General features: G+C 37.4%; 24 protein-coding genes, 3 tRNA genes and 1 pseudogene. 10 read left to right on the forward strand and 18 right to left on the reverse strand.

Annotated elements, in window-relative coordinates:
• Window positions 1-14: 14 nt before the first annotated feature.
• The 5 genes from IEV17_RS02450 to IEV17_RS02470 form a co-directional block, all read right to left on the reverse strand.
• A tRNA-Leu gene (locus tag IEV17_RS02450) sits at window positions 15-99 on the reverse strand.
• A gap of 150 nt (window positions 100-249) precedes the next feature.
• Window positions 250-323 (reverse strand) — tRNA-Trp (locus IEV17_RS02455).
• A 68-nt stretch (window positions 324-391) separates the two neighbouring features.
• A tRNA-Leu gene (locus IEV17_RS02460) sits at window positions 392-476 on the reverse strand.
• A gap of 106 nt (window positions 477-582) precedes the next feature.
• Window positions 583-1404: a protein kinase domain-containing protein gene (locus tag IEV17_RS02465; protein WP_004662946.1), complete on the reverse strand. Its 822-nt coding sequence runs from the start codon at window positions 1402-1404 to the stop codon at window positions 583-585.
• Window positions 1379-2887 (reverse strand): DUF3336 domain-containing protein, encoded by a 1509-nt coding sequence (locus tag IEV17_RS02470; RefSeq protein ID WP_004662947.1) that lies wholly within the window; start codon window positions 2885-2887, stop codon window positions 1379-1381. The genes IEV17_RS02465 and IEV17_RS02470 overlap by 26 nt, the downstream gene beginning before the upstream one ends.
• A gap of 177 nt (window positions 2888-3064) precedes the next feature.
• Here IEV17_RS02470 and IEV17_RS02475 point away from each other — a divergent pair, with 177 nt between their 5' ends.
• Together IEV17_RS02475 and IEV17_RS02480 are read left to right on the forward strand one after the other, a co-directional pair.
• Window positions 3065-3949 carry an ATP-binding protein gene (locus tag IEV17_RS02475; protein ID WP_004662949.1) on the forward strand — a complete coding sequence of 295 codons (885 nt, stop codon included), beginning with the start codon at window positions 3065-3067 and terminating at the stop codon, window positions 3947-3949.
• Between the two features lie 105 nt (window positions 3950-4054).
• Window positions 4055-5155, forward strand: a complete 1101-nt coding sequence (locus IEV17_RS02480) for a DUF6670 family protein (protein WP_004662950.1) — start codon at window positions 4055-4057, stop codon at window positions 5153-5155.
• A 60-nt stretch (window positions 5156-5215) separates the two neighbouring features.
• On the opposite strand, the gene IEV17_RS02485 is transcribed toward IEV17_RS02480, so the two are convergent.
• Complete coding sequence (locus tag IEV17_RS02485; RefSeq protein WP_004662951.1) at window positions 5216-5791, reverse strand: TetR/AcrR family transcriptional regulator; 576 nt, start codon at window positions 5789-5791, stop codon at window positions 5216-5218.
• A 90-nt stretch (window positions 5792-5881) separates the two neighbouring features.
• Here IEV17_RS02485 and IEV17_RS02490 point away from each other — a divergent pair, with 90 nt between their 5' ends.
• The 3 genes from IEV17_RS02490 to IEV17_RS02500 all read left to right on the forward strand — a co-directional run bounded on the left by IEV17_RS02490 (window position 5882) and on the right by IEV17_RS02500 (window position 8072).
• A complete protein-coding gene (locus IEV17_RS02490; RefSeq protein ID WP_004662952.1) occupies window positions 5882-6424 on the forward strand; it encodes an HPP family protein in 543 nt (180 codons plus the stop codon).
• A 155-nt stretch (window positions 6425-6579) separates the two neighbouring features.
• Window positions 6580-7158 (forward strand): TetR/AcrR family transcriptional regulator, encoded by a 579-nt coding sequence (locus IEV17_RS02495; RefSeq protein WP_004662953.1) that lies wholly within the window; start codon window positions 6580-6582, stop codon window positions 7156-7158.
• A complete protein-coding gene (locus IEV17_RS02500; RefSeq protein ID WP_004662955.1) occupies window positions 7155-8072 on the forward strand; it encodes a DMT family transporter in 918 nt (305 codons plus the stop codon). Before IEV17_RS02495 ends, IEV17_RS02500 begins: the two co-directional genes overlap by 4 nt.
• A gap of 79 nt (window positions 8073-8151) precedes the next feature.
• Here the strand turns inward: IEV17_RS02500 and IEV17_RS02505 are convergent, their stop codons facing one another.
• Complete coding sequence (locus IEV17_RS02505) at window positions 8152-8655, reverse strand: hypothetical protein (protein WP_004662957.1); 504 nt, start codon at window positions 8653-8655, stop codon at window positions 8152-8154.
• Window positions 8656-8853: 198 nt separating this feature from the next.
• Complete coding sequence (gene tsaD / locus IEV17_RS02510; protein ID WP_004662959.1) at window positions 8854-9861, reverse strand: tRNA (adenosine(37)-N6)-threonylcarbamoyltransferase complex transferase subunit TsaD; 1008 nt, start codon at window positions 9859-9861, stop codon at window positions 8854-8856.
• A 145-nt stretch (window positions 9862-10006) separates the two neighbouring features.
• On the opposite strand from tsaD, the gene rpsU reads away from it, so the two are divergent.
• Window positions 10007-10222 carry a 30S ribosomal protein S21 gene (gene rpsU, locus IEV17_RS02515; protein ID WP_004652785.1) on the forward strand — a complete coding sequence of 72 codons (216 nt, stop codon included), beginning with the start codon at window positions 10007-10009 and terminating at the stop codon, window positions 10220-10222.
• A 29-nt stretch (window positions 10223-10251) separates the two neighbouring features.
• Window positions 10252-10698, forward strand: a complete 447-nt coding sequence (locus IEV17_RS02520; RefSeq protein ID WP_004662962.1) for a GatB/YqeY domain-containing protein — start codon at window positions 10252-10254, stop codon at window positions 10696-10698.
• Between the two features lie 81 nt (window positions 10699-10779).
• Here IEV17_RS02520 and IEV17_RS02525 read toward each other — a convergent pair whose 3' ends face one another.
• The 8 genes from IEV17_RS02525 to IEV17_RS02560 form a co-directional block, all read right to left on the reverse strand.
• The gene (locus IEV17_RS02525; RefSeq protein ID WP_004662963.1) at window positions 10780-11139 is read right to left on the reverse strand and encodes a hypothetical protein; all 360 of its coding nucleotides are present in this window, start codon (window positions 11137-11139) and stop codon (window positions 10780-10782) included.
• A gap of 40 nt (window positions 11140-11179) precedes the next feature.
• Complete coding sequence (locus IEV17_RS02530) at window positions 11180-11545, reverse strand: GFA family protein (protein WP_004662964.1); 366 nt, start codon at window positions 11543-11545, stop codon at window positions 11180-11182.
• 28 nt (window positions 11546-11573) lie between these two features.
• Window positions 11574-12986, reverse strand: a complete 1413-nt coding sequence (locus IEV17_RS02535) for a M48 family metalloprotease (protein WP_227505826.1) — start codon at window positions 12984-12986, stop codon at window positions 11574-11576.
• Window positions 12987-13140: 154 nt separating this feature from the next.
• The gene (locus IEV17_RS02540) at window positions 13141-13728 is read right to left on the reverse strand and encodes a 1-acyl-sn-glycerol-3-phosphate acyltransferase (RefSeq protein ID WP_004662966.1); all 588 of its coding nucleotides are present in this window, start codon (window positions 13726-13728) and stop codon (window positions 13141-13143) included.
• Window positions 13729-13839: 111 nt separating this feature from the next.
• Complete coding sequence (locus IEV17_RS02545) at window positions 13840-14805, reverse strand: 2-hydroxyacid dehydrogenase (RefSeq protein ID WP_004662967.1); 966 nt, start codon at window positions 14803-14805, stop codon at window positions 13840-13842.
• A gap of 17 nt (window positions 14806-14822) precedes the next feature.
• Window positions 14823-15470, reverse strand: a complete 648-nt coding sequence (locus tag IEV17_RS02550; protein ID WP_004662968.1) for a hypothetical protein — start codon at window positions 15468-15470, stop codon at window positions 14823-14825.
• A 325-nt stretch (window positions 15471-15795) separates the two neighbouring features.
• Entirely contained in the window at window positions 15796-17094 is a 1299-nt protein-coding gene (locus IEV17_RS02555; protein WP_004662969.1) for a Y-family DNA polymerase, read from the reverse strand.
• Window positions 17095-17098: 4 nt separating this feature from the next.
• The gene (locus IEV17_RS02560; protein ID WP_004662970.1) at window positions 17099-17710 is read right to left on the reverse strand and encodes a LexA family protein; all 612 of its coding nucleotides are present in this window, start codon (window positions 17708-17710) and stop codon (window positions 17099-17101) included.
• A 290-nt stretch (window positions 17711-18000) separates the two neighbouring features.
• On the opposite strand from IEV17_RS02560, the gene IEV17_RS02565 reads away from it, so the two are divergent.
• A complete protein-coding gene (locus IEV17_RS02565; RefSeq protein WP_004662971.1) occupies window positions 18001-18231 on the forward strand; it encodes a hypothetical protein in 231 nt (76 codons plus the stop codon).
• Between the two features lie 197 nt (window positions 18232-18428).
• Here the strand turns inward: IEV17_RS02565 and IEV17_RS02570 are convergent, their stop codons facing one another.
• On the reverse strand, window positions 18429-18656 hold the full coding sequence (locus IEV17_RS02570) for a hypothetical protein (RefSeq protein ID WP_004662973.1): 228 nt from the start codon (window positions 18654-18656) through the stop codon (window positions 18429-18431).
• Between the two features lie 327 nt (window positions 18657-18983).
• Here IEV17_RS02570 and IEV17_RS02575 point away from each other — a divergent pair.
• Window positions 18984-19906 (forward strand): annotated as a pseudogene (locus IEV17_RS02575) (IS5 family transposase).
• A gap of 246 nt (window positions 19907-20152) precedes the next feature.
• Entirely contained in the window at window positions 20153-20584 is a 432-nt protein-coding gene (locus tag IEV17_RS02580) for an SRPBCC family protein (RefSeq protein ID WP_004662979.1), read from the forward strand.
• A gap of 284 nt (window positions 20585-20868) precedes the next feature.
• Here IEV17_RS02580 and cas3f read toward each other — a convergent pair whose 3' ends face one another.
• A complete protein-coding gene (cas3f, locus tag IEV17_RS02585) occupies window positions 20869-24114 on the reverse strand; it encodes a type I-F CRISPR-associated helicase Cas3f (RefSeq protein WP_004662980.1) in 3246 nt (1081 codons plus the stop codon).
• Window positions 24115-24315 lie beyond the last annotated feature (201 nt).

The raw sequence follows: 24315 nt of genomic DNA on the forward strand, positions 1-24315 counted from the left end.
ATTAATCATAAAATTGGTGGGGGCGAAGAGACTCGAACTCTTACACCTTGCGGCGCTGGAACCTAAATCCAGTGCGTCTACCAATTTCGCCACGCCCCCGATGGATGTGTATATTAGTGATAAACTTTCTTGCTGACAAGCCTTTTTTATAAAAAAACTATGCATCTGAAAGCTAATGCTTTTTTCATATACAAATGAAAAAATTCTTGAAATAAAAAAAGGAACTTATTTAAAGTTCCTTTTAATATTTGGCAGAGGATCAAGGACTCGAACCTTGACGAACGGTTTTGGAGACCGTCATGCTACCATTACACCAATCCTCTATAACTGCATGATCAATTCATTTCTGATTTAATCATAAAAAAAGCAAGAAACTCTTGCTTTTTAAATTTGGTGGGGGCGAAGAGACTCGAACTCTTACACCTTGCGGCGCTGGAACCTAAATCCAGTGCGTCTACCAATTTCGCCACGCCCCCGATGGGTATGCATATTAGTGAGAAACATTCGCTATGACAAGTCTTTCTGACAAAAAACTCTACCAAATGCACATATAATATTCAAATCAAACATTTATGTTTATTTTTACAGCAAATCAATCGTATTTAAACAATTTTTTACCTCTATCGCTGAGCTAAATCGCTGTTTTACATGTTTCTGCAATAAGCCTGTTAATAAAGGCAAAAAACACCGCAATTCATCAGGTAATTCAATTTCCAATTTCTGGCAATGTAGGACGGCCCATTCATGGTAGTTTTTTGCAGTTAATTTGCTTTGGGATAACCACTCATAAACAATGATGCCAAAAGCATATAAATCAGTTTGTACGGTTTTTGGCTTCCCATGAAAAAGCTCAGGTGCCATATAATGAGGAGTTGCGGTTAAATTTTGGATTGGCTGTAATTGATAACTTTGTTCAAAATCAATGAGCCTGCATGAGTTTTCATATAATCGAAAATGCTCTGCTTTAAAATCGCCATGAACCCAACCTAATTGATGCATACTTTCAATCGCTTGCAGCGCAGTTAAAATTTTATAGTAGATAACTTGGATGCTATCCGTTGCCTGAATATGACTAAAAAATATATTTGTAGCAACACTAAGCAACCCTACCCCATGCTGTGGAAAGTCATCGTCATGTTTAATATGACAAAGTGGTATAATTTGATGGGGCAATAAAAAACTATGTCTAACTTGAGAGTTTTGTTGATAGAAACTTAATTCTCGCTCAAACGCTTGCTCTAAAACATCATGGCTATTGATTAAATGAAATTTAAGCCAATATTGTTGTTGCTCAATCTGGCAACGATATAAACGCCGCCCAAAAGCATAGCTTTCAGGTTTAGTACTTAGACTCAAATTATCCAGTTGAATATTTGAATCAAAGATCAACGTAGTAAAACTCATTCTGTTGCTTTTCTTGCTGCTTACGCAGTGATGTTAAACAATGCTCAATCGTTTTACCAATGCGTGCGTGAATTTCAATAGATGAAATCTTCGGCCATGTCGCTCGCTCTCCCTCTTGCTGCAAAACCTTAAAGAGCTTCGGACGTGGATTTTTAAGCATATAGCTATAGTGTCTTAAACCATAGCGCGCAATAATATTTACATCGCCGTAATAACGCTGCCCTAAAATGCCATATCCATGATCTAAAATACGGCGAATAGGGAAAAAACCGCCCATATAATTACGTGTTAAATCCATGACTTCCATTGCAATTGCTTTGCCTTGATGTCGAATAAGTCGTTCAGGCCAGTTTAAAACATCGCGACGAAACCGATCAGTATCACTTTGCATAAATGGCACGATATGCGGATTTACTTGGCTGGCAATGGTGTAATTTATATTATACAAACGAGCCATTTTTTCTTGTGGAAAATCACTACGCATACTCCCATCCACCCATTTGGTATTGGCCAAATAAGGTGTATGCTGACCGTCATAACGTTTACTAGTTAAGTGCACAGGCGGAAATAATACAGGTACAGCACAAGATGCTAAAACAGCACTCCACACCAAAACATTCGGCGCAGTGAGTGCATTCATAATCCGCGGGTTTTGCGCTGTGTTATACGGGGCAATTACAATATTAATATGTCGCTTTGACTGTTGATAGGCTTCTGCAAATGTCACATCACCCAAATTTTGCATCAGGAATTTTTTCAAATACATGACATCAGCAATACCACCATGCCCTCGAATTAGCTCTGAAATTTTCCTGAATTTAAAAGCATCACTAAAAAAATGTTCACCTTTGAGCAGTTCTGGAATTTTATCAGCCGAGGATACCCCCAACATTCCAGTCATGATCGCCCCTGCACTTGAACCAGACAGGACTCGAGGCATCAAATCTTGTTCGAGCAAAGCCTTACATACACCTGTATGAAATAAACCCAGTGTCGCACCACCAGAAAACATAAGTGCAGGTTGTCCATAGGCTCTTTGACATTCTTTAAAAAATTGAATTTTTTCCTTGAGTTGAAAAGTAATACATTCACTAGAAGCTAAATAGCGAAGACATTCACTCATTTCTTCAACATAGTTTTCGATAATTCTTTTCGTACCAATATAGGTTTGTGCAAATAACATTGGATGGCCAATATTGGCGAAGTCATAAGATAAGCCTTCACGAAGAACATAAATTAAATCTAAAGTTCGATGTTGCATTCGATATTTTTTTAATAAGTTATATCGTTTAGACAAAATTTCTGCATCAAAGTAAGGCGATTGATTGTCATATTTCCATGCTTCATGCCCCGCTTCTTCGTCCAGTTTTAGTGCAATTTCTTTCCATTCCGCATAAGAACTCGCATGTTGCAAGCTCTCTTTTAACATATCGACTCTATGCAATTGATATGTATTTCTTTTTTCTTGAGCTCTATTGAACATTAGCATTCCTATTTTTCATTATATTCTTATCATCTCGCACTTATACAATGCAAAAAGCAGCACCAACAATCAAGGGTAAAATTGACCGTTTGCAACATTTTTAATGATATTTTCTTCATTTCAGCTATAGCAATGATAGTATCCCTAATCATTAATCACTGAGTTTGGTTTGTGTTTATGGCTATCCTTGATTTACCCGAATCTATTCTTCAATCTTTATCTAGTGTTTTGACACAGTTACAACAAGTTCTCCCTGCTCCTAAACAACCAACAGATTTTTCTGCGATTGCTTTTCGATGGGAAAATCAACAATTATTTGCAATTCAACAACCTAAAAAAATGTATTTAGAAGATCTAAAAGGAATTGAACGCCAAAAAGCCAAGATTATTCAAAATACTTTACAGTTTCTCAATGGCTTACCTGCCAATGATGTTTTACTCACAGGTTCACGTGGTACAGGGAAATCATCGATTGTTCGTGCTTTACTCACAGAATATTCAGCACAAGGTTTGCGTTTAATTGAAATTGAACGAGATGATCTTTCTGATTTACCTAAAATCCAAAAATTAATAGAACATCGCCCTGAAAAATTTATTGTTTATTGTGACGATCTTGCGTTTAACGCAGAAGATGAAAATTATCGTAGTTTAAAAAGTGTCTTGGATGGCTCACTTCAATCGGGTTCAAGTAATTTTATTATTTATGCAACCAGTAACCGCCGTCATTTACTACCTGAATTTATGCATGAAAATACGCCTGTGCGTAAAGTGGATGTTCCTCAATATACCGAATTACATCCACAGGAAGCGATTGAGGAAAAAATTTCACTGTCTGATCGTTTTGGTATGTGGCTTTCCTTCTATCCAATGGATCAACAACTGTATTTAGAAATTGTTGAGCATTATATTGTTCAAGCAAATTTGGAATATAACGACATTGTTCGTGCTGAAAGTTTGAAATGGTGCCAAGCTCGTGGGCAGCGTTCAGGGCGTGCAGCTTACCAGTTCTCTAAACACTGGATTGGCTCGCAAAACCTTGAAAAATTGTCTAACAAAGCTTAGGGAGATTGTCCTAAAAAGCTTTGGCTTTGTCCTTATTTCCGCTTAGCAAAGGCAATTGTTTTTCATAACCTAGCTTTTCAGTCTGGAAAGAACGTAGGAAACAAGATGAAAAAACAATTGCCACCCTCATCCCTCACAAGCAAAATTTTGGGTAAAAGTTTATTACTCGCACAAAGCACCTTAGACCAAGCGATTAAATATTCAACGAGTCCTTTTTCTGCACCAGAAATCATTCGTCCTAGAACTGAAGAAAAATTCTATACATGGACACACTATGGCATCTTCTTTCCACTACTACCTGAGCCACATCGTTATTTGAATATTATGATCTTGCTTGGTACGCCTGGGGCATTGGCTTTTGATCATGATGAAATTACCTTAGGTGATCCACGCAAGACTGCAACTCTCTTTTCAAGTACTGCCGCCTTAGATGAACATCTATTAAAAGCCTATATCATGCCTGAAGAGACTCATATTCAAGAAAATGGTTGGCAAATTGAGTTGGGACAAGAAGTTTCGATTGAGGGCACTTTACCCAATATTCACCTCAAAGGTGCTTATCATGGCTTAAATTTTGAGTTTGATTTGGATGTTACCGATCAAGTCTCTTGGTTTATAAAAACCCCGATTTATGATCACTTTAGTTTATTGTCAAAATTTAAAGGGCAACTCGAATACCAAGGACAAACGACCCTCGCAGAAGGCTTATGTACCTATGAATATGCCAGAGCCGCAGGCGCACATGGTATCGTTAAAAAATTGCTGCCTGAAGCCTATAAACTCCCTCTCGATTTTTTTACATATCAAATCATTAATTTAACAGAAACCACTCAACTACTTTTAACCAAAGCCGATATTTTAGGTCAACCAGCGGCATACAGCTTACATGTTCGCCACACAGATCAACCTGCTGAAGTGTATACCAACGTGGAATTTAAAATTATTTCACATCAAGTTGATGATTATGTTTCCCCAAATGGTAAGAAAATGCGTTTACCGCAATTGTTTTCATGGTCTGTGAAGGATGATACCAACAACAAACTGCTCGACATTATTGCAGAAGTCGACAGCCCATACCGCTATGGTCATGGGATCGGTTATGCAAGTGCATACACTTTCACGGGTGAATATCAAAACCAAAAAGTTCAAGGTCGTGGTTATCTTGAATATATTGATGTCGAAAATCAAAATGCTTTTAAAGATTAAAAGCTTTTAATTAGGTAAAACAAGCCTTTGGACATGATCCAAAGGCTTATAGCTTTAGGCTTAAACTTCTTTTTGATTAAGATCAATTAAAATAAAAGTATCAACAATTTGCCTGATTGAATTTTTGATCTCTGCTGCAACTTTGACATCATAGCCTTCAACTAAAAAGCGGCTAATTAATCCTTCAATTAAGGTATAAATAATTTCAACTAATGCATCTGCATTTGGCATAGATCTCAAATACTGAGCGATTAAGTTCCGAAACCAAATCTTATGCTCTTTCGAAACTATGATGATGTCTTGATCACCCACATGCGATTCGGCAACTGCTCGAACAAATAGACATCCTTTAAAATTATCTTCTTGAAACCACAACAGATGCCAATCAATCAATTTATCTAATGCTGCTCGCCCAGTTTCACCTGCAACATAAGCAACCAGACTATTCCTAAACTTTTGGTCTCGCGCTTCTAAGACGGACTTCACCAATTGATTTTTATTTTTAAAATAGGTGTACATCGTTGTTTTTGAACAGCCTGACTCATCCCGAATTAAATCGACACCCACACCAACAAAACTATTTTCATAAAATAATTTTTCTGCTGTATCCAAAATTTTGTGGGCTGATTTAGACATAAAAATTTACTCACTCAAATAGTACAGATCTGTACTGTTTTTAATTTTAGCGATATCATCTCTTCAAAGCAACCATTCAATGAGAATGAAATGTTATCAATATTCCAAGGTAAAGAGCACCTCGCCCCAGCACCACAATCCATTGATCTAATTAGAAGCTTAATCGGTGGAACACTGAGTATTTTAATCCTGATTTTCCTCAGTAAATTGACAAATAATCTATTCATCATGGCACCATTCGGGGCAACTTGCGTCCTGTTATATGCAGTATCTCAATCGCCGTTAGCTCAACCTCGTAATGTTATTCTTGGGCACTTTATCTCGGCATTCATTGGTTTACTATTCCTTAAACTTTTTGGTATCACCACAATCAGTATTGCACTTTGTGTTGGCTGTGCCATTGCTGCCATGCAATTATTGCGCTGTGTTCATCCACCTGCTGGTGCAAACCCACTCGTGATTTTACTTACCGCAAATACCATTGAATATCATTGGAGTTTCTTATTCTTCCCAGTATTATTCGGGGCAACTTCTCTTGTACTGATTGCTTGGTTGGTCAATAACCTCAAATCAGAAAACAAATGGCCAATTTATGGTTTAGCATTGATTCATAGTAAAAAGACTATCAAATAAATAAAGTCGTGATGGAGGAGATCAAAGCTCTCTCCATCCTATCCCTTTAAGCTCATAGAAAACTTTCTATCAATCAATTCAATAAATTTCTCTTGCTAATTATTATACTTTTCCATAATAATAGGTAGATCGGTATACCTAATTTATATTTAATTATGAACACCAAATCCGCAAAACAAAAAATCCTAGATGCAGCATCCATCCTGTTCTACAACGATGGGATTACTAACACAGGCATTAATAGCATTACAGACAAAGCGAAAGTCGCGAAAATGTCTTTATATAATAATTTTCCAACCAAATCTGACCTAATTACCTGTTATATCGAAGCTCGCCATCAAGAATGGTTAGACTTATATGAGAAAAGAAAAGTTCAGATCAAAACTCCTATGGATGGTATTTTAGCTATATTTGATGCCTATCAAGACCATGCTGAATTTGCCTATGAAAAAGGTTTTCGTGGTTGTGGTTTACTGAATGCAGCAGCCGAATTTCCTGCACATAGTCCTGAGCGTTTAGCCGTTAAAAATCATAAAGATGAAATCGAAAATATTGTGGCTGGGCATTTATCACAATTATTCAAAGAGCCGCAAAAAGTCCAACAACTTGCGCTACTTATTTCTTTCATATTAGAAGGCTCGATTGCCCGTGCAGGTTTAGAAAGTTCCAGTGAGAAAGTATTTGCGGCAAAACAAATGGTTCAAAATTTATTAGAACGCGAGATTTCAAATTGAGTAGTTCATTTTTTAATTTCAGTACTCATTCTGGCTTTATCGCCGTTTTAATTGCCTCTATTTTATGGGGAACGACAGGTACTGCTGCCTCTTACGCACCCAATCTAAGTCCTTTAGCGATTGGCGCAATCGCAATGGGTGGCGGTGGCTTATTACAAGCTTTATTAGCCCATAGAAATATCCGCAGTCATTTACCTCAAATTGGCTCCTATTATCCTTTACTTTTGATAGGCATGATCTCTGTAGCGATCTATCCTCTCGCCTTTTATTCATCAATGCGTATGGCGGGGATCACGATTGGGACTGTCGTTTCAATTGGTTCAGCCCCTTTATTTACAGCAATACTGGAAAAGTTCTTTGATAAAAAAGCACTCTCAGGAAAATGGTTTATTAGTTTTGTTTTTGGTGTTGTAGGAGTATTGCTGTTATCTCTAGGAGAGTCCCACTCTCAAGGTGCGACACAAATAATGACTACAGACCAAAAAACCTTTGGGATTATTCTCGGACTGATCGCGGCACTGACCTATTCTTTATATTCATGGGCTGCTAAAAAAATGATTGATCGGGGTGTCGATTCAAAAGCCTCTATGGGATTAATTTTTGGCTTCGGTGCTTTAATCTTATTACCAACACTATTTTTTACTGGCTCAAACCTGTTTGATGAACCTGTGAATCTGTATGTAGTGGGTTATATGATGCTGATTCCAATGTTCCTTGGCTATCTGCTATTTGGTTACGCTTTAAAGACTATTTCAGCCAGTACCGCGACCACACTGACCTTATTTGAACCACTGGTTGCCGCTTTATTTGCAGTCTTATTGGTAGGCGAACAACTGGCACCGATTGGTTGGGTTGGTATGGCATTGATTTTTGTCTGTCTGGCCTTGTTGTCTAAAGCAGATAAACCAAATTAATTTTTTTATTTAAGATTAGAGATATTCAGAATTGATGCAGAAAATAAATTTTCTCTGCATCAAAAATACAGCTTAAATATTAATACTCTTTTGCTAACTTCTCTAAGGTTGTGAGCATTTTTCTCACCACACTTCTTTTATGATGCAGCATATTCTTAATATTGCTTGGATTAAAACCTGTCAATTTCGCAATACCACGGCTGGTCATATATTCACCAGTTTTTGCAAAGTGCTTTTCACTTAATTCGGTTTTCGCATTTGAGAATCGAACCGCCAGCTTATAATCACTAAACTCAGACCATGCACCAGTCTTATATTCGTCCGCATCAAAGCTGCCCTTCTGCTGAGTAGGTTTTTCACGCAGAATATTACTCAAGCGGTTAATGACAATTTTTTCTTCACTTTGCTCAATTATTTGATAAAGTTCAGTTTCTTCAAAAGGACGTCCTAAAGCGATGTCTTTTCTATATTGCTCAACGACCTTTTCTTTTGACTCGACCTTTTTCTCACCTTGTTGAGTGAGGCAGAGAATCTTAAATAAAGACTCTAATCGGCCACATGTAAAAATATAAGAAATTTTCAACTTTTGTACTCCACAATGAGTTTTAGCTCATCAAAAAATAATTTATCCAATACTTCAAATACAATAGCGTAGGCAGTACGCGTTCGCTATGCATAAAATGAATGATTCGATTTTTTAAATAGAAGAATAGTCAGGTAAATATAAGAACCACCTAGATTTACCCACAGCCTAACAAGCAATAGAAAGATGAATTGTATTTTAGGTCGGTTGTAACTCAGTCATTGGCCATCTTGGTGTCGTCGTCACCGCTAAACCATCATGTTGCCCAGCTTTTAAACGTTGGTATCCAGCAAAGGCGATCATGGCGCCATTATCAGTACACAATGCAGGCTCAGCATAATAGACTTGAGCTTTGATTTTTTTAAGTGATGTTTCTAATTGCTCGCGCAATCTTAGATTGGCGCTCACACCACCTGCAATCACCAAACGTTTTAAACCTGTTTGCTTTAAAGCTTTCACTGATTTTTTAACCAGTGTATCGACAACAGCTTCTTGAAAAGAAGCGGCCACATCGGCATCACGACTCTCTTCACCTAGCTTTTTCAGTTGTACTGAAACTGCAGTTTTAAGACCGCTAAAAGAAAAATCTAAACCTTGATGTAATATTGGTCGTGGGAATTCAAATGCCTTGGCATCACCCTGTAACGCCAATTTCGCAATATTCGGCCCACCTGGATAAGGCAATTTCATCATTTTTGCGACTTTATCAAAGGCTTCACCCGCTGCATCGTCAATCGATTCACCGAGCAATTCATATTGACCGATTCCATAGGCTGCCATGAGTTGAGTGTGTCCACCCGAAACCAATAAAGCCACAAATGGAAATTCCGGTGGAGTTTCCGAAAGCAATGGCGCAAGCATATGGCCTTCCATATGATGCACACCGATCGCAGGTTTATTAAATGCAAAAGCCAAACTGCGACCAAACAACGCTCCAGTCATCAGTGCACCCATCAATCCTGGACCACGGGTATAGGCAACAGCATCAATCTCTTGCTTTTTAACACCACTCTGCTCAAGCAATTGATTAATCAAAGGAATCATCTTACGAACATGATCACGTGAAGCCAATTCAGGAACGACACCGCCATATTCTGCATGCAGTTTAATTTGGCTATACAAAACCTGTCCACGTAAGCCGAGCTCGCTATCATAGAGTGCTAACCCAGTTTCATCACACGAAGTTTCTAAGCCCAAAACAATCATTAAACTGCCTTTACAACGATCAAAAATAATAACAGAGCTATTATAGACTTGTGATCTGAGTTGTAAATGAGTAAAATACTGGCCTTCACTTGCGATCTAGTGCAATCGTGCATTAGATCTTATCCATAATCTTAGAGGATTTTACATGCCACAAGTTAAGTTGAAAGAAGGCGAACCAGTAGACGTAGCTATCCGTCGTTTCAAGCGTTCATGCGAAAAAGCGGGTGTTTTAGCTGACGTTCGTAAGCGCGAATTCTATGAGAAACCAACTCAAGAGCGTAAGCGTAAAAAAGCTGCTGCAGTTAAGCGTTATCAAAAGAAATTGACTCGCGAATCTGTACGTACTACTCGCCTTTACTAATTAATTTGTGATTGACTGCTGAAGAGACTATGAATACTTTAAAAAACCAAATTACTGACGTATTAAAAAACTCAATGCGTGCCAAAGATATGGCAACAGTAACGGTTATTCGTGGTGTACAAGCAGCAATTAAGCAAATCGAAGTCGATGAGCGCATAGAGCTTGACGATGCTCAGGTTCTTGCGGTCATTGAAAAGCAAATTAAACAACGTAAAGAATCGATCAAGGCCTTTTCTGGCGCTGGTCGAGATGATTTAGCTAGTAAGGAACAAGCCGAAGTTGAGATTATTTCTCAATTTCTACCAGCCGCTATGACTGAGGAAGAACTTGATTCCATCATTGAGCAAACGATTGCTGCTCAAGAAGCTACTAGCATGAAAGATATGGGTAAGGTGATGAATTCTCTACGTCCGATCATAGCCGGGCGTGCCGATCCTGCACAAGTATCTGCCAAAATTAAAGCAAAATTAAGCTAATCTGCTTAATTTCCTCTATTTTATACAAATTATTCTATTTAAAAATTGGATTCATTAAATAATGAACCCAAGAGATTATTTTTACTTAAAATCACACTGAACATTATATTTCACTAGCATTTGCATCTCATTTGACTCAGTGACTTGTTTAATTACATCTTGTTTAGTCATATTTGCGTATTGTGGCGGCAAGGATGAGCGATTTTTTTCAATCGCATCTGACATATCCTGAATATAACGCTGATTAATACCACAATACTGAGCTTGCTGCTCAGGTGTGAACTGTGAAATCTGTGGATTAAGGCTACGTAAAAAACTACGAATATCCTGTGCATAGACACTACGAATTTTCTCAACCGAATTCACATATTGCTCAACTGATGCTGCTGAGCTAATCCCCACACTGCTTATCGCAAAAATAAAAACTAAAATTTTCTTCATAAATGTTCTAACTTCTCAGCGATTTTTTACGCAGATCATCTTATCTTAATTCAATAAAGTTTGGTTTGTGCTCAGTAAAAAATTCTTCTTTTGGTGCAGGAAGATTCCCATCGGTCACTGTTCCTAGACGTAAACGAATCACATTAGGTAAATCTGTACGATATGAATAAAGTGGGCTTGCGCAATTTTGACAAAATACGCGTGCTTTATTCGGTGTGTGGAAATACTCTTTGAGCTGATCATGTCCTGACAGAATTTTAAATTGTGTTTCGTCAAGTGGGCTGTTCCAGCCAGCTATCGAACCTTGCGCCTGCTGACAATGACTACAATAGCATAAAATACTGTTTTCAATTTCACCATAATATTGATACTGCACAGCACCACACAAACATTGTCCTTTGATCATTTTTATTTCTCTTAATTCTTGATAAAGATTAAATTTTCATACGGCGATCATCTTGCATTTGTTTTAAGCGAGAGTCAATTTTTGCTGACATGGCTAAATTTCCTTTGGCTAAACGCTGAGCGTGCAACATCGATTTAATTGCATTTTCTTCATATCCTGACCAATACTCAGCTTCAGCACGGTAACAAAGCACATTAATTGCTTGCAGTGGCGAACTTTTATCTAAGTTTGTTGCTTGTTGCAACAGTTGCCAACCTTCAATATCTCTCTGGTTTTTATGAATAAACCTTTGAACTAATGTTTGAGCTTGAGCAGCCTGCCCTTGCCGAATTAAAACTTCTGCAAGTTTGTAAGATAGTGCCCTATTTTCAGGCATCGTTTTTTGAATAAAATTTATACTACTATAAGCCTGATCAAATTTATTTTGCCCTAAGTAAATATCTGTTTGAATCAGTGGGACCAATACATGATATTTAAGCTTTGCTTTTACCAAATCTAGATTTGCTTGTGCCTGAGTATAATCACCACGTTCTAAATAAAACTTACTTAGCGCTAATTGTGCAGCTGTATTTTTTTGATTTGCAAAAGCTTGTAATTGAGTTTCTGTCGCTTGGTTTGAAATTACGAGCGTATATAACTTTAAAATCTCAAAATCAAGATCATATATTTTTGATTTTACTTTTGGGAGTTGGTTTGCTCGTAATCGGGCTTCACTCATACGCTCTGTCGTTAGGGGATGAGTGAGCCAAAAATCAGGTAGAAAACTCACACGACTTGTTTCACGATGCATGGTTTCAAAATAATCTGCCATGCTTTGTGGGTTGTATCCAGCAGAATACATAAACTGCATACCGATACGGTCTGCTTCACGCTCTTGATTACGACTATAACTGAGTTGCTTGTCCATCAACGCGGCTTGTGTGCCTAACATCACCGCTGAACCAACATCGCCATCCGCTTTAGATGCGATTGCCGCACCGACAAGAATACCTGCAAGAGCAAGTAACCCCTGTCCTTTAAATGCTTCTTGTGAACGACTGTAATGTCGCTGTGCAACGTGGGCGATCTCGTGTGCCATGACTCCTGCTATTTCATCCAAATTTTTTGCAGATGTAATTAAGCCTGTATTTAATGCAAACAAACCACCAGGCACTGCAAATGCGTTAATTTGTGGATCTTTTATAACCACTAAACCAATCGGTTGACCAAGCTGAGTCTGACTAAGAATACCTGAAAAAACCTGTAAAAATTGATCTTCTAACCATGCATCTTGTACCGTTGGCATCTGTCGATGAACTTCACGATAAACTTTTTCACCAATCAGTTTTTCTTTCTGTTGATCAAGCAAACCTATACCACTGCCAATTTCAGGTACTTCTGTTTGTCCAATTGTCTGTGTAGGCAAAAAGATCTGAGTATGACTCAATTGAGTTGTGGCCAATAAACCACATGCAAGCAGCAGCGATCTCAAGTCGTTTCTCTATGATTCTAATAAAGAAATTTAATATAACATTAGAAAATGAAGATATTTGCAACGAAGTGTTATAAAAGGCAGGAAAATCCTGCCTTAGTTTATATTTTTGAAATCAACACTATTATTTCGTGTTTACATAACGTTGATCGACACTAAATTTCTCTGGAAACTTTGCATTAATCTCTGCATAAAAAGACATAATTTCAACCATATCTTTTTCATAGTCTCCCGTAGGATAAACAATTTTTCCTACCCCTGTTTTTTTCTTAGCATAATCCATATACGCCAATGCAATCGGTACGCCTGCGGTGGTTGCAACATGATAAAAACCAGTTTTCCACTGTTCTTGTTTAGCACGCGTCCCTTCTGGGGTAACTAACATCACTAACTTAGGATGTGTTTTGAACAAGTCACTCATGAGTTGAACCATACTCGGTCGCGCTTGTCCTTCTTGTTTCACGCTACGATCAATCCCAATACCCCCCATTGCACGCACAAATGGACCAAATGGAAACTTCATATAACTATCTTTAATCGTAAGACGAACATTTACACCTAAAGCTTTTAATGCCAACCGTGCATATAAAGCATCCCAATTACTGGTATGCGGAGCTGCAATCATCACGCATTGATCAACATTCAAATCCCAATGATTATCCAGTTCCCAACCCATTAGATTTAAACTTTTTTCAGCCAATTTCTCAAACACAGACACCCCGAAGACAAAATTTCAAAAGGCGCAAGTGTACCAATATTAATCAACTTAAAAAGATAGACCAGCACAATAATGCAGCAATTGACTGATCAGCATTGTAAGCAATTATTCAAACTTTGGATTAACGAGATAATGAGGTGTTCTATCTTGTAGTGCGGCCACTAAATTTTGGTAGGCAAGTTTCACCATTTTCTGACGCGTTTCAGTCGTTGCTGAGCCAATATGCGGCAAGGTTACTGCATTTGGCAGCTCAAATAATGCTGAATTTTGCAGAGGTTCTTTGGCATAGACATCTAATCCAGCAGCAAAGATTTTATTTTGTTTTAATGCTTCGATTAAAGCGTCTTCATCGACTACAGAGCCACGCGCAATATTGACGAAGACAGCATGTTTTTGCATTAAGTCAAACTGTTCTGCGCCAATCAATGCTTGGGATTCATGATTTAAATCGACAGCAACTACAATAAAATCAGACTGCTGCAGTAACTGATCTAAGTCGCGATATTGAGCATTGAATGCTTGAGCCACCTCAATCTTTTCACGGCGGTTATGGTACAAAATATTCATATTAAAACCATAAAATCCACGACGGGCAATGGCAGCACCAATATTCCCTAAGCCAATAATGCCTAGAGTTTTACCAAAAACATCCATACCAAATTGTTCAGTAGATACCGTTCGTTTCCACTGACCTTGTTTGGTCCATGCATCAAGGTATGGAACTTTGCGTGCAGCACTCAGCAACAAAGTAAAGGCAAGATCGGCCGTTGTTTCCGTCAAAACATGTGGTGTATTAGCAAGCCAAATTTTCTTTTGATTAAGATAGCTAACATCATAATTATCATAACCAACAGACACTGTCGAAATGATTTTAAGTTTTTGGGCTGGTGCCAAATTACTTTCGTTTAACAGTCGTCCTGCGCCAATCATGGCATCAGCATCAACAACTTCTGTTCGAATCTGGTCGTTGATATCACCCAGTTTAGGATTAAGTACCACGACCCGATAATCTTGCTGTAACTGCGCTAAAACATCTTGATCTATTTGGCTGAATACAACAACTTTCTTCATGATTCGATTTCCGATCTTTATTGCATGAGCTGCCACAACCGTCTTTTTAATAAAGGTTGGGCTAACATTTCTTCTAAACTCGCTAAATGTAAGATATTAGAATGCTGAATAAAGTCCAATTGACCTAAGCATAATATCTTTTTCTGTGTTGCGGTTGCATCGAGAAAACCTTGAATATACGAGGAGAGTCCCCGACTTTCCTGAAAAGCAGCCAAAGGAAATGGCCATTTTAATTCAGCATACTGTCCTAATCTTGCCTTTTGAATATTTTGCCAGAGTTGGCTTTGAGCATCGCTAAGCTGACTGCTTTCTAATAAAATGGCGCAGTTTTCCAACACATACATTTGCAATTCAAATGACTGAACCTGAGCAGTAATAACAATCTGTTCTTTTTCATCAAGAGCTGCTTTAACAATAGGTTCTGTAACAACTTTCGTTTGCTGCGATACTTCAATTTCGGTGATCGGTGGCGTATGTGCAGATGTTGCTGGAATATCTTCTAAAATCGGTGCAATTTCAAATGTACGTTCTGTAGACTCAGAAACGTCATCAATTAATTGATCTCGCCATAGACTTGGTGCAATGTTTTTTTGACATACAACTTCCCGAGGAATCCAAACATCTATTCCCAAAGCTGCTAGCCTGTTTCTCTGCTGCCCAATCATCTTACCTACTCATTTTGGTTACTCACGGTAATTTGCGATACCGTAAGTTGAGTAGTCTAACATAAACCGATCTCGTCAAAATGGCTTCCTTTTGTTCAATCAAATCATTACAAATTCAATTCATTATTTAAAAGATACGCTTATCTTTAATTTCGGAAAATATTTAACAAGAATAGATAATTTTTCATTCATCTATTTTCTATATCTTTATTAATATACTTCAATAAATAATTAGGATCTTGCTTTGTTAAATTCAAACGTTCTCAGGGAAAAATAATGAGTTTCAAGGTTAATATTGAAAAATATAAGTTGTAGCATTAATACTTTACAAAACTCTCAGAAGCTCATCCCACTTGGTCAAATAACTCGGTGATTTATGGTTTTGATTCATACGCCACGCTCGCCCATGCGGCGTAATTAATCGCCCTAGTGTCATACAATCCCGACCAAATCTTTTATTAATATCATCAAAAGCGATCGAAAGATTTCTTCGAGCAATTAGTTTATTGGTGTCATGGAATAAATCTACTGCATGGCTATGTTGTGGAATAATATCTAACAAAATCACTTCTGCTTTTTTATAACGATGCCCAGCTTGATAAATTCGATCAAGCCCCTGTAACACGGCTTTGATAATTTCTAAACGATCATCGCTATAGTCAGATAGATACATCACTGTATAGGGGCGATAATATTGATCTTTGTCAAAATGATTGGTGCGAATGCTAACGCCAACAGCTTTGCACAGTAATTTTTGCTTTCGCAAACGCTCAATAGCACGTAAGCTAAATTCAGTTAAAGCACCACTCAGGCTAGTTTTGTCCTCAATCGGCTGACCAAAGGAACGGCTGCTTAACACTTGTCGTCGATCTGTCACAACATCTTCAATTTCTAAGCAAGCCATGCCTTGTAATTCTTTAACCGTATTTTCCATGACCACAGAAAAATACTTACCTAACATTTTAGGATCAGCTTGAACCAAATCCAACACCGAGTAGATATTCATTTTTTCTAAGCGCTGACGAATCTTTCGTCCAACACCCCACACTTCACCTACAGGCATCTGCTGCAACAAGTCTTCAATCACGCATGGGTCTTCAGCAACGATATTACAGACACTATCAAAACAGGCATATTTCTTGGCTAGATTATTGGCAAGTTTTGCTTGAGTCTTGGAATAACCAATGCCTATGCAACATGGCAAACCCAACCAGTTTTTCACCGTGTCTAGAATTTGGTGCGCATATTCGGTTAAATCGTGACTATGCTGATAGGCAGTCAACTCTAAAAAGCATTCATCAATCGAATAAACTTCCTGTTCAGAGGGATCTACAAAGTTGCCTAATATGTTCATAAAACGACGCGACATTTCCGCATATAAAGCATAATTACTGGAAAAGACCTGCACTTGATGCTGACGAATAATATCTTCGATTTGAAAGAATGGCACAGCCATACGAATGCCGAGCTTTTTTGCTTCATAAGAGCGGGAAACCACACAGCCATCGTTATTAGATAGAACCACCACAGGACGCTTTTCTAGCTTTGGATTGAACACGCGCTCACAACTGACATAACAGTTATTCACATCAATTAAAGCAAAAATACGTTGTGGTAGGCTCATTGGCTTACCTCATTGGCTTCAAGTTATACGTCACCACGCCCCAGATCTGTAACTCTTGTCCGTCTGTGATATAAATATTTTGATAATCTGGATTTTCAGCTTTCAACCATACCTTTGGAGGGCTGAAATGATGATCAATCATCAAACGTTTGACTGTAAAATCATTGTCAATCAAAGCAATCACTATATCCCCAGACTTTGCTGAAAGACTACGATCCACCACTAATGGGTCATCAATATCAATCCCTGCATCCAACATCGACAGTGAATTGGCTTTGACGATGAAAGTCGAGTTTTCGTTACGAATTAAAAATTCATTTAAATCGAGTGATTGCTCAACATGATCTTGGGCAGGCGATGGAAAACCCGCTGCAACTCGTTCCGTTGCTAGTGGAATATGATAAATTCGGTCATTCTTTGCTTGCACATTTTGGATTTTCATTTGACCAGTCAAATCTGTACGAGTATCGGTTTTGACATTATTCAGTAACCAATTTTTGATGAAATCAACTTGAGATTCGGGAACACGGATGACTTTGGTTGGCTCACTGAATTGTGATTTACGTCCTGCATTACTTCGGGCACCACCATGCTCAAATTCATTTTTTTTGGACATAATTCCTCCTTACCCAAGTTTTAAATACTTACAAATAATTTAACTTGAAAAAGTTACAAATTCAAGTTGACGTACAATTAATTTTGCATAACAATGAATTTAATAGATCAAATTTTGGCTTGTTTAACTAATACACGGATGTGAAACAAGCTTATATTAGCTTTTAAAATCAATGGTTTAAAAAATTAAATTTATTTTTAGAACTTAAACTATTGATCTAATTCAAGAATATATTTGATCTGTTAGCAGTAGATTTTACTCAAAAGATTTTTGATGTGGAGACATGAAAAATGAACAATCGACGTGATGCTATTCTAGGTTATGCTGACGAACAACATGCTTTCTTTATTCGTCTCATCGAGAACAACACTGTATTAGGTGAGAGCTATGGACTATTTTGTGACAACCAAAATAGTGAGGCAGCGGAAAGTATTATGACTACTCTTTTTCTAAAAAAATCTTTTTGGCTCAATGGCTCTGAGTTTAATGACATTGTTAAAGGGCTTAACCCAATTCATTGAGATCACATAACAGTGTTTTCAACAACTATTTGCTATGGCTAAGGGCTTGTACGATCACCTTAAACCGACAGGCTCATTATTTTTATTTTAGATTTCATTCAAGATTTAAATCACTTTTGTTGCTCTCAAATAAAAGCCCACTTATTTGAATCTCATAAGTGGGTCTTTTTTATCATATTGAAAATACAAGATTGAGGTCAGATAAATCTTTTGTCATTCACAGGTGCAACTAACTTATAAATCTTTCCATCTATATCACTTTCAAAAAGTAAATCGATATTTGGAAAGATGATATTCCCTTCTACTTCAATATGCTCAACTCGTTTAAAAAAAGGAATATCTTGGTCTTCTAAATCATTGAGCTGTGCCACAACAATCGATTCATTTTCTTCTTGATCTTTAATAATTACCGTAATCTTATCCATAATACTTCTTCCCAAAATATTGTTGATAGGACTATGGGAAATTTTCTATCGATTGTCGACTAATACCTTGTAACAAGACTTATAACTATTATATTTTTATTTTTAAGACGACTAAGTGATTGAAATTAAGCACTGGTTAGAAATTTCTTTAATATTAAACTAACCATACAGTTACAATATTATTTAAAAATATTTAAGAAAATTTTACATTTTTAATCCTTTTATCAACTCATGATTTAAAAATAAATTCTAAAAAAATTTCCAGTTTGCATTGGCTTTGTTGCACAAAGCTATTCTTGAAGGTTTCTTCAGCAATATAATTTCCAGATGAAGAAGCCTGCACCTAAAATCTACCGTACAACCAATTGGTCCTCGTATAACCAAGCGAGGAAATATTTCAATCTGGTTTGATCCCAAGACCCAATGGTATGCACAGCCACAAGGCAAGCATGGACGAAATCAAACTTATTCCGATACAGCGATTCAATGCTATTTAATGATCAAATCTCTATTCCGTCTTTCTTTACGTATGGTCACTGGCTTTGCTCAAAGCTTGATTAAACTCTGTGGTTTGAATTGGACAGCACCAGATTACTCCACCCTCTGTAGACGACAAAAGCACATTGATATTACGATAAGCTATCAGAAAAGTCGTGAAGGACTACATCTATTGGTAGACTCAACTGGCTTAAAGTTTTTAGGCGAAGGCGAATGGAAACATAAGAAACATAAGCCTGAATATCGTCGGCAATGGCGTAAACTGCATATTGGTATAGATGCTAAAACCTTGCAAATACAAGCTGTGCAGCTCACAACAAATAATGTCGGTGATTCACAAGATCTTGGGTGATCTGCTAAATCAAATCCCATCTGATGAACTCATTGACTCTGTCTATAGCGATGGAGCCTATGACACGAAATTGTGCAGACAAGTGATTTCAGATCGTCATGCACATGCCGTAATTCCTCCAAGAAAAAATGCAAGGCCATGGAAAGATAAGAAATTGGGATCTTTAGAAAGAAATGAACTATTGAAAACAGTCAAACGGTTAGGTAGGTCACTTTGGAAAAAGTGGTCTGGCTATCATCGGCGCAGTTTGGTTGAAACTAAGATGCATTGCATCAAATTATTGGGCGATAAACTCAATGCTAGGAAGTTTGAAATTCAAGTGAATGAGATTCATGCACGTGTGGCAGTATTAAATAAATTTACGGAATTAGGCAGACCTAACACCCAAGTTGTGCCTTGAATTTGGTAGGACTTGGTGAAATCAGCCTTTAAAAGGTTTGTGCAACAAAGCCCTTGTAGGCTGAAACTGTCTGGGGTTTCGGTTATCAAATGGGATATAAATTCATTCTTAGGAGAAATCGCATTATTTCAATAGCAAATACTATATCGAAAGACTCCGATGAAGTGTAATTCCCTAAGATTTTAAAGGATGCTAATATCCAATTATGACAATAACTCATGTCAAGTTAACTTAAAGGATAATTCGATGCTAAAAACTCAACATATCAACATTATAAAAGAATTCGATGCACCCGTAGAAAAAGTTTTTGCAACCCTCAGCGAACATGAAAATTTGAACAAAATTTTTGCGCCAGCAAAAATTACACGCATAAGTAATGGAAAAGACAGCCGTAATGGTGTTGGGTCAGCACGTAAAATGTCGATTCCTTTAGCACCTTCTTTTGTTGAAACAAACCTTGTTTATCAAGAAAACAAACTAATTGAATATGCTATCACTAGTGGTATTGCACCAATCAAAGCTCATCGTGGGATAATGAAATTTAGTGATTTAGGAAATAATCGTTCTCGCTTAGATTACAGTATTACCTTCAAAGGTCGCGTACCATTTATTGGTTCAATTATTAAAATTGCATTAGAAAATGGTATAAATCGTGGACTAAAAAAAATTAAAATCTAAGAATAAAGTATAACAGGGCTTTATTTATAAGCCCTTTTCATAATCTTATTTAAATATATTTAACCAACAATAAGCACCAACACATCAAGCTAGTTTTATAAAAATTATTATCATTTAATAATGAGTAAAGATACCACTTGAACTGCAAAAATTAACGCTTTTAAAAAATTACTAAACAATCAAAAACCATACTATCAAACAAGTATAATAAAAAATATATTTCTTATTTAAATTTAATATTCTTTCTAAATTAAGTAATAGGATACATTCATAATTTTTTGTATTTAACGTTTTAACATCACACCAAAGCCATAATCATAAGACCAAGTAGGTATTTCATCTCTCCTATAAAGAGTTAAAGATATACGGCAACCTTGCTCATGGGCAATATGGTACTCGACGCAGTAATCTTGCATTTGCTGTGGGGTGAGGGCCAACCATGCTTGCGATTTTGCAGGGATTTCTTCGAACTTCACTTGATCCCAAACCAAACCATATTTCGGATATTTTAAAGTCTTCACCGCTTTCTCATCAAAACCATAAACTTGTTTTTTCACAATCAAGTTCTCAGCCCACTCAAACATATAGGTTTCTTGATAATTACGTTCACGTAAAGGTGTTAACTTATAAATATTCTCTGTCATGATGCTGGCATCTACATCAGCCCGAGAAAATAATTGCTCGCCTTGATCATTAAAATAATTTTGGCAAAAATTTCCTATTTGTTGATCATCATATTTTGCAAATAAACAATTGATTTGATCAAAACGCAGTCGGGCATTAATAACTAATTGAGATTGATGATCCCATGGCAAAAGCTCATTTAAATCCTGAGATGAATAAGTTGATGTTACAGATAAACCATATCCTTCATAACCGGGATAGACAAATACAGGCCTGCGCTGTTTATTTTGTTGCTTGTTTTTTTCAATGTCCCGTTGTTCACAATAACGATAATTCCACTGTGGAATCATAATATTAGGTTGCTGTACTTTTTCCAACCGATGACGATTGACTCGGCCAGACGTTTGCACAATCGATTGCACACTTGAGGCATCAATAATGGCCCAATCAAAATCATGATCTCGCCCCACTTCTTCCACGGGCGTTGCAAGCACAATAAATGGAATATTTAGAGAATTAGATTTTTGAATGAGGTCAATCATTTCATCATCTTGCTCGATCTGCTCATTCCCCGTTTTTCTTTTCTTACCCTCTTTATGCCGTGTTAAAAGTTGGTCTAAACGTTGCTCTTTATAAAATCTTGAAATTAGCCAGTCATTTGCATGATAACAAGCGATATTTGCCTCAGGTAAATGATCTGATAAAAATTGGGCAAGTCGAATTGCATGTTTAATATTGGCAACCCGTATCAACCCCAAAGAAATTTTCTTTTCTGTCTTTTTAAAATTCCATGCATGCGCTTGATGAAGTTGCTTTACTGCCTCTAGTACTGACTGTTTCCACGATAAAACTGTCGTTTCAGGTAATGAAAGCAACTGAGCCAGTCGATGAGTAGGCTTAGAGAGCAAGTGAACTTGTAAATTATCTAAATGCTTTTGGTAGTTGGTATTAAATTCTGATTCTTGACTTGATCGTTCTAACCAAACCAGTGGTTTAAGCTCATTATCAATAATCGCAATGATTGATTTTTTCTCTGTACCATAAAGGGCTGCCCGCATTTGCATACCCGACTCAAATGCCCGATGAATTGTTTTGGCAACGGTCAGTGATAAGGTTGCCGACGAACAAATTACGTTCCGACCATACATTGCAGCGAGCTGCACTAAACGTAATACAGCAATCAGTGCTTTAGGCTCGTAACCATCCACCTCATCCAAAATCAAATCACTACTCATAATTCTGAGTAATGCCTTAACATGATGCCCTTGTTTATGCGGCTCGCCCGCTGCAATCAGATAATCAATGGTTGAAACTAATAATGGCGAAGCCAGAATGGTCGTTTCCTTTTGATCTAAAACTTTGCGTCCATTTCTTTCAACTGTAAATAATGGATGTAACCAGTCAGGTAATTCACAGTCCTCTCCCCAAGCATCAAAAATAGGTTCTGGATGATTTTCATCTTCATCAACGAACTCAACTTTATCTTTACTTTGATCGAATAAAGTCTGCGTGACCGTGTCTCCGATAATCACGGCAATTTCATCTTCAGACAGATTCATCGAAGTTTTAAGTGCATGACCTGTCTGCAAAGTTAGAGAACGTAAATTAAGCGCAATTGCTATTCTTGGGTCATCTGGTCTTAAAGTACAAGCAGCTCGCAAATTCATACGCGTTTTACCACTTCCCGTCCCAGCAATGTTGAATAGCAATGCGGGTGTTTCAGGATACTTCTGTATATGTTTTTGCAATGCATTTGCTGCGATATTTTGCCATTGGAAACGTGGGTGAGTTGTTGGCTGGCAAATATATTCAACTGTTTGCTCGGATAGCCCCGATAAACTCAGATCAGTCATCATTTGAACTGCGATTCGTGAAGCTCGATCTCCCACTTGGTGTAAATGCCATTCTAGTGGCTGGTCTTGTAATTTTGCTTTCTTGTCTTGACCGATAGTTTTAAGCTTTGTATTTGCAAATAACGATACATTTTCAGGCCTTAGCAAAGAATATTGTTGTGCTGAGACAACATGATCGGCATGAATCAGCGCTGCTCGTGAATGCAATGCTAAGGCTTTCCAATATAAAAGCTGATCTGTTCTTTGTTTTGGTACTAATGCCGTTAAACGTTGCATACGTTTTTGATGGCTTTTAAAAATAGAGTCTGGTAACTCACCTGCACAGTTCATTTGTTCATGGCTTGGAACTAATGTGCGAACATGATTTTCATAATGAGGTAACGAATCGAAAGGTGGTTTGTCCTTACCATTAGGCTCAACACCTAATAAGCCATGATGTGTAACGACCAAATAGTCGACTGCTTCTACTTCATTTTGGATTCCTTGTTGAACTTCTTGTCGATCACCTAAAGTAAATTTATCTAAACCTTTACCTAAATTTTTCCAGGCAAGTTGCCAGTCCCATCCATTTTTTCGGAGTTGTTGCAATAACTTTAAAGACAGCCATTCATGTCGAATATCATCTCTAATTTTTTGTCCCGCCATTTCTGGACTTAGTTTTTTTTGAAAATGTTGTGAGGCCTTACCAATATCATGCATATCCCCCGCTGCACCTGCCAACAAGCTACTTACTTTGACCCATTCATCTAGCATCAATAGTTTTTGCTGTTTCTTGGTTGAAGCTACTGGGTATGCACCGTCATGGGCAAATTTATGTTTTGCTCCCACAACCCATGCCAGCTTCATTCTTCGCACACCAAAATTAATGTAAGCGGCTACCGCAGTTTGTCGGGTGGCGACTTTCTTGAGTGCACTTCGGATTTCTTTTAAACCTTCCATTGTCATTGGCGCTTGCCAAGACGAATGTCCTGTACGAATCGCATAGCTATCCAAGATCGCTCTTGTTTTCTTTAAAGCACGCTTTTCACATGCACAAATAATAATCACATGCATAGTTTATTTTTTAAAATTTAACTGTATAAAAATATAATCTTTTGTTTTAAAAAGAGAAAGTCTTAAGAAGAAGATATAGCCCCAGGGCGACAGTTTATGTCGTTTTGAAAATATATTTTAGCTTACCTGTACTTAACAAATAATTGTAAGTTGTTGCAGCTATTTCTGTATAATCTCTTTTGTTCACTACTGTGTAAGTAG

This window comes from Acinetobacter modestus (genome assembly GCF_014636095.1).
GTDB lineage: Bacteria > Pseudomonadota > Gammaproteobacteria > Pseudomonadales > Moraxellaceae > Acinetobacter > Acinetobacter modestus.

Excerpts from the sequence above, each read along its gene's own strand:
- IEV17_RS02580 (WP_004662979.1), top strand. The coding sequence starts at position 20,153 with ATGCTAAAAACTCAACATATCAACATTATAAAAGAATTCGATGCACCC.
- IEV17_RS02565 (WP_004662971.1), top strand. The coding sequence starts at position 18,001 with ATGAACAATCGACGTGATGCTATTCTAGGTTATGCTGACGAACAACAT.
- IEV17_RS02530 (WP_004662964.1), bottom strand. The coding sequence starts at position 11,545 with ATGATCAAAGGACAATGTTTGTGTGGTGCTGTGCAGTATCAATATTAT.
- IEV17_RS02485 (WP_004662951.1), bottom strand. The coding sequence starts at position 5,791 with ATGTCTAAATCAGCCCACAAAATTTTGGATACAGCAGAAAAATTATTT.
- IEV17_RS02520 (WP_004662962.1), top strand. The coding sequence starts at position 10,252 with ATGAATACTTTAAAAAACCAAATTACTGACGTATTAAAAAACTCAATG.
- IEV17_RS02470 (WP_004662947.1), bottom strand. The coding sequence starts at position 2,887 with ATGTTCAATAGAGCTCAAGAAAAAAGAAATACATATCAATTGCATAGA.
- IEV17_RS02475 (WP_004662949.1), top strand. The coding sequence starts at position 3,065 with ATGGCTATCCTTGATTTACCCGAATCTATTCTTCAATCTTTATCTAGT.
- tsaD (WP_004662959.1), bottom strand. The coding sequence starts at position 9,861 with ATGATTGTTTTGGGCTTAGAAACTTCGTGTGATGAAACTGGGTTAGCA.
- IEV17_RS02495 (WP_004662953.1), top strand. The coding sequence starts at position 6,580 with ATGAACACCAAATCCGCAAAACAAAAAATCCTAGATGCAGCATCCATC.
- IEV17_RS02560 (WP_004662970.1), bottom strand. The coding sequence starts at position 17,710 with ATGTCCAAAAAAAATGAATTTGAGCATGGTGGTGCCCGAAGTAATGCA.
- IEV17_RS02525 (WP_004662963.1), bottom strand. The coding sequence starts at position 11,139 with ATGAAGAAAATTTTAGTTTTTATTTTTGCGATAAGCAGTGTGGGGATT.
- cas3f (WP_004662980.1), bottom strand. The coding sequence starts at position 24,114 with ATGCATGTGATTATTATTTGTGCATGTGAAAAGCGTGCTTTAAAGAAA.
- rpsU (WP_004652785.1), top strand. The coding sequence starts at position 10,007 with ATGCCACAAGTTAAGTTGAAAGAAGGCGAACCAGTAGACGTAGCTATC.
- IEV17_RS02555 (WP_004662969.1), bottom strand. The coding sequence starts at position 17,094 with ATGAGCCTACCACAACGTATTTTTGCTTTAATTGATGTGAATAACTGT.
- IEV17_RS02490 (WP_004662952.1), top strand. The coding sequence starts at position 5,882 with ATGTTATCAATATTCCAAGGTAAAGAGCACCTCGCCCCAGCACCACAA.
- IEV17_RS02570 (WP_004662973.1), bottom strand. The coding sequence starts at position 18,656 with ATGGATAAGATTACGGTAATTATTAAAGATCAAGAAGAAAATGAATCG.
- IEV17_RS02480 (WP_004662950.1), top strand. The coding sequence starts at position 4,055 with ATGAAAAAACAATTGCCACCCTCATCCCTCACAAGCAAAATTTTGGGT.
- IEV17_RS02465 (WP_004662946.1), bottom strand. The coding sequence starts at position 1,404 with ATGAGTTTTACTACGTTGATCTTTGATTCAAATATTCAACTGGATAAT.
- IEV17_RS02550 (WP_004662968.1), bottom strand. The coding sequence starts at position 15,470 with ATGATTGGGCAGCAGAGAAACAGGCTAGCAGCTTTGGGAATAGATGTT.
- IEV17_RS02545 (WP_004662967.1), bottom strand. The coding sequence starts at position 14,805 with ATGAAGAAAGTTGTTGTATTCAGCCAAATAGATCAAGATGTTTTAGCG.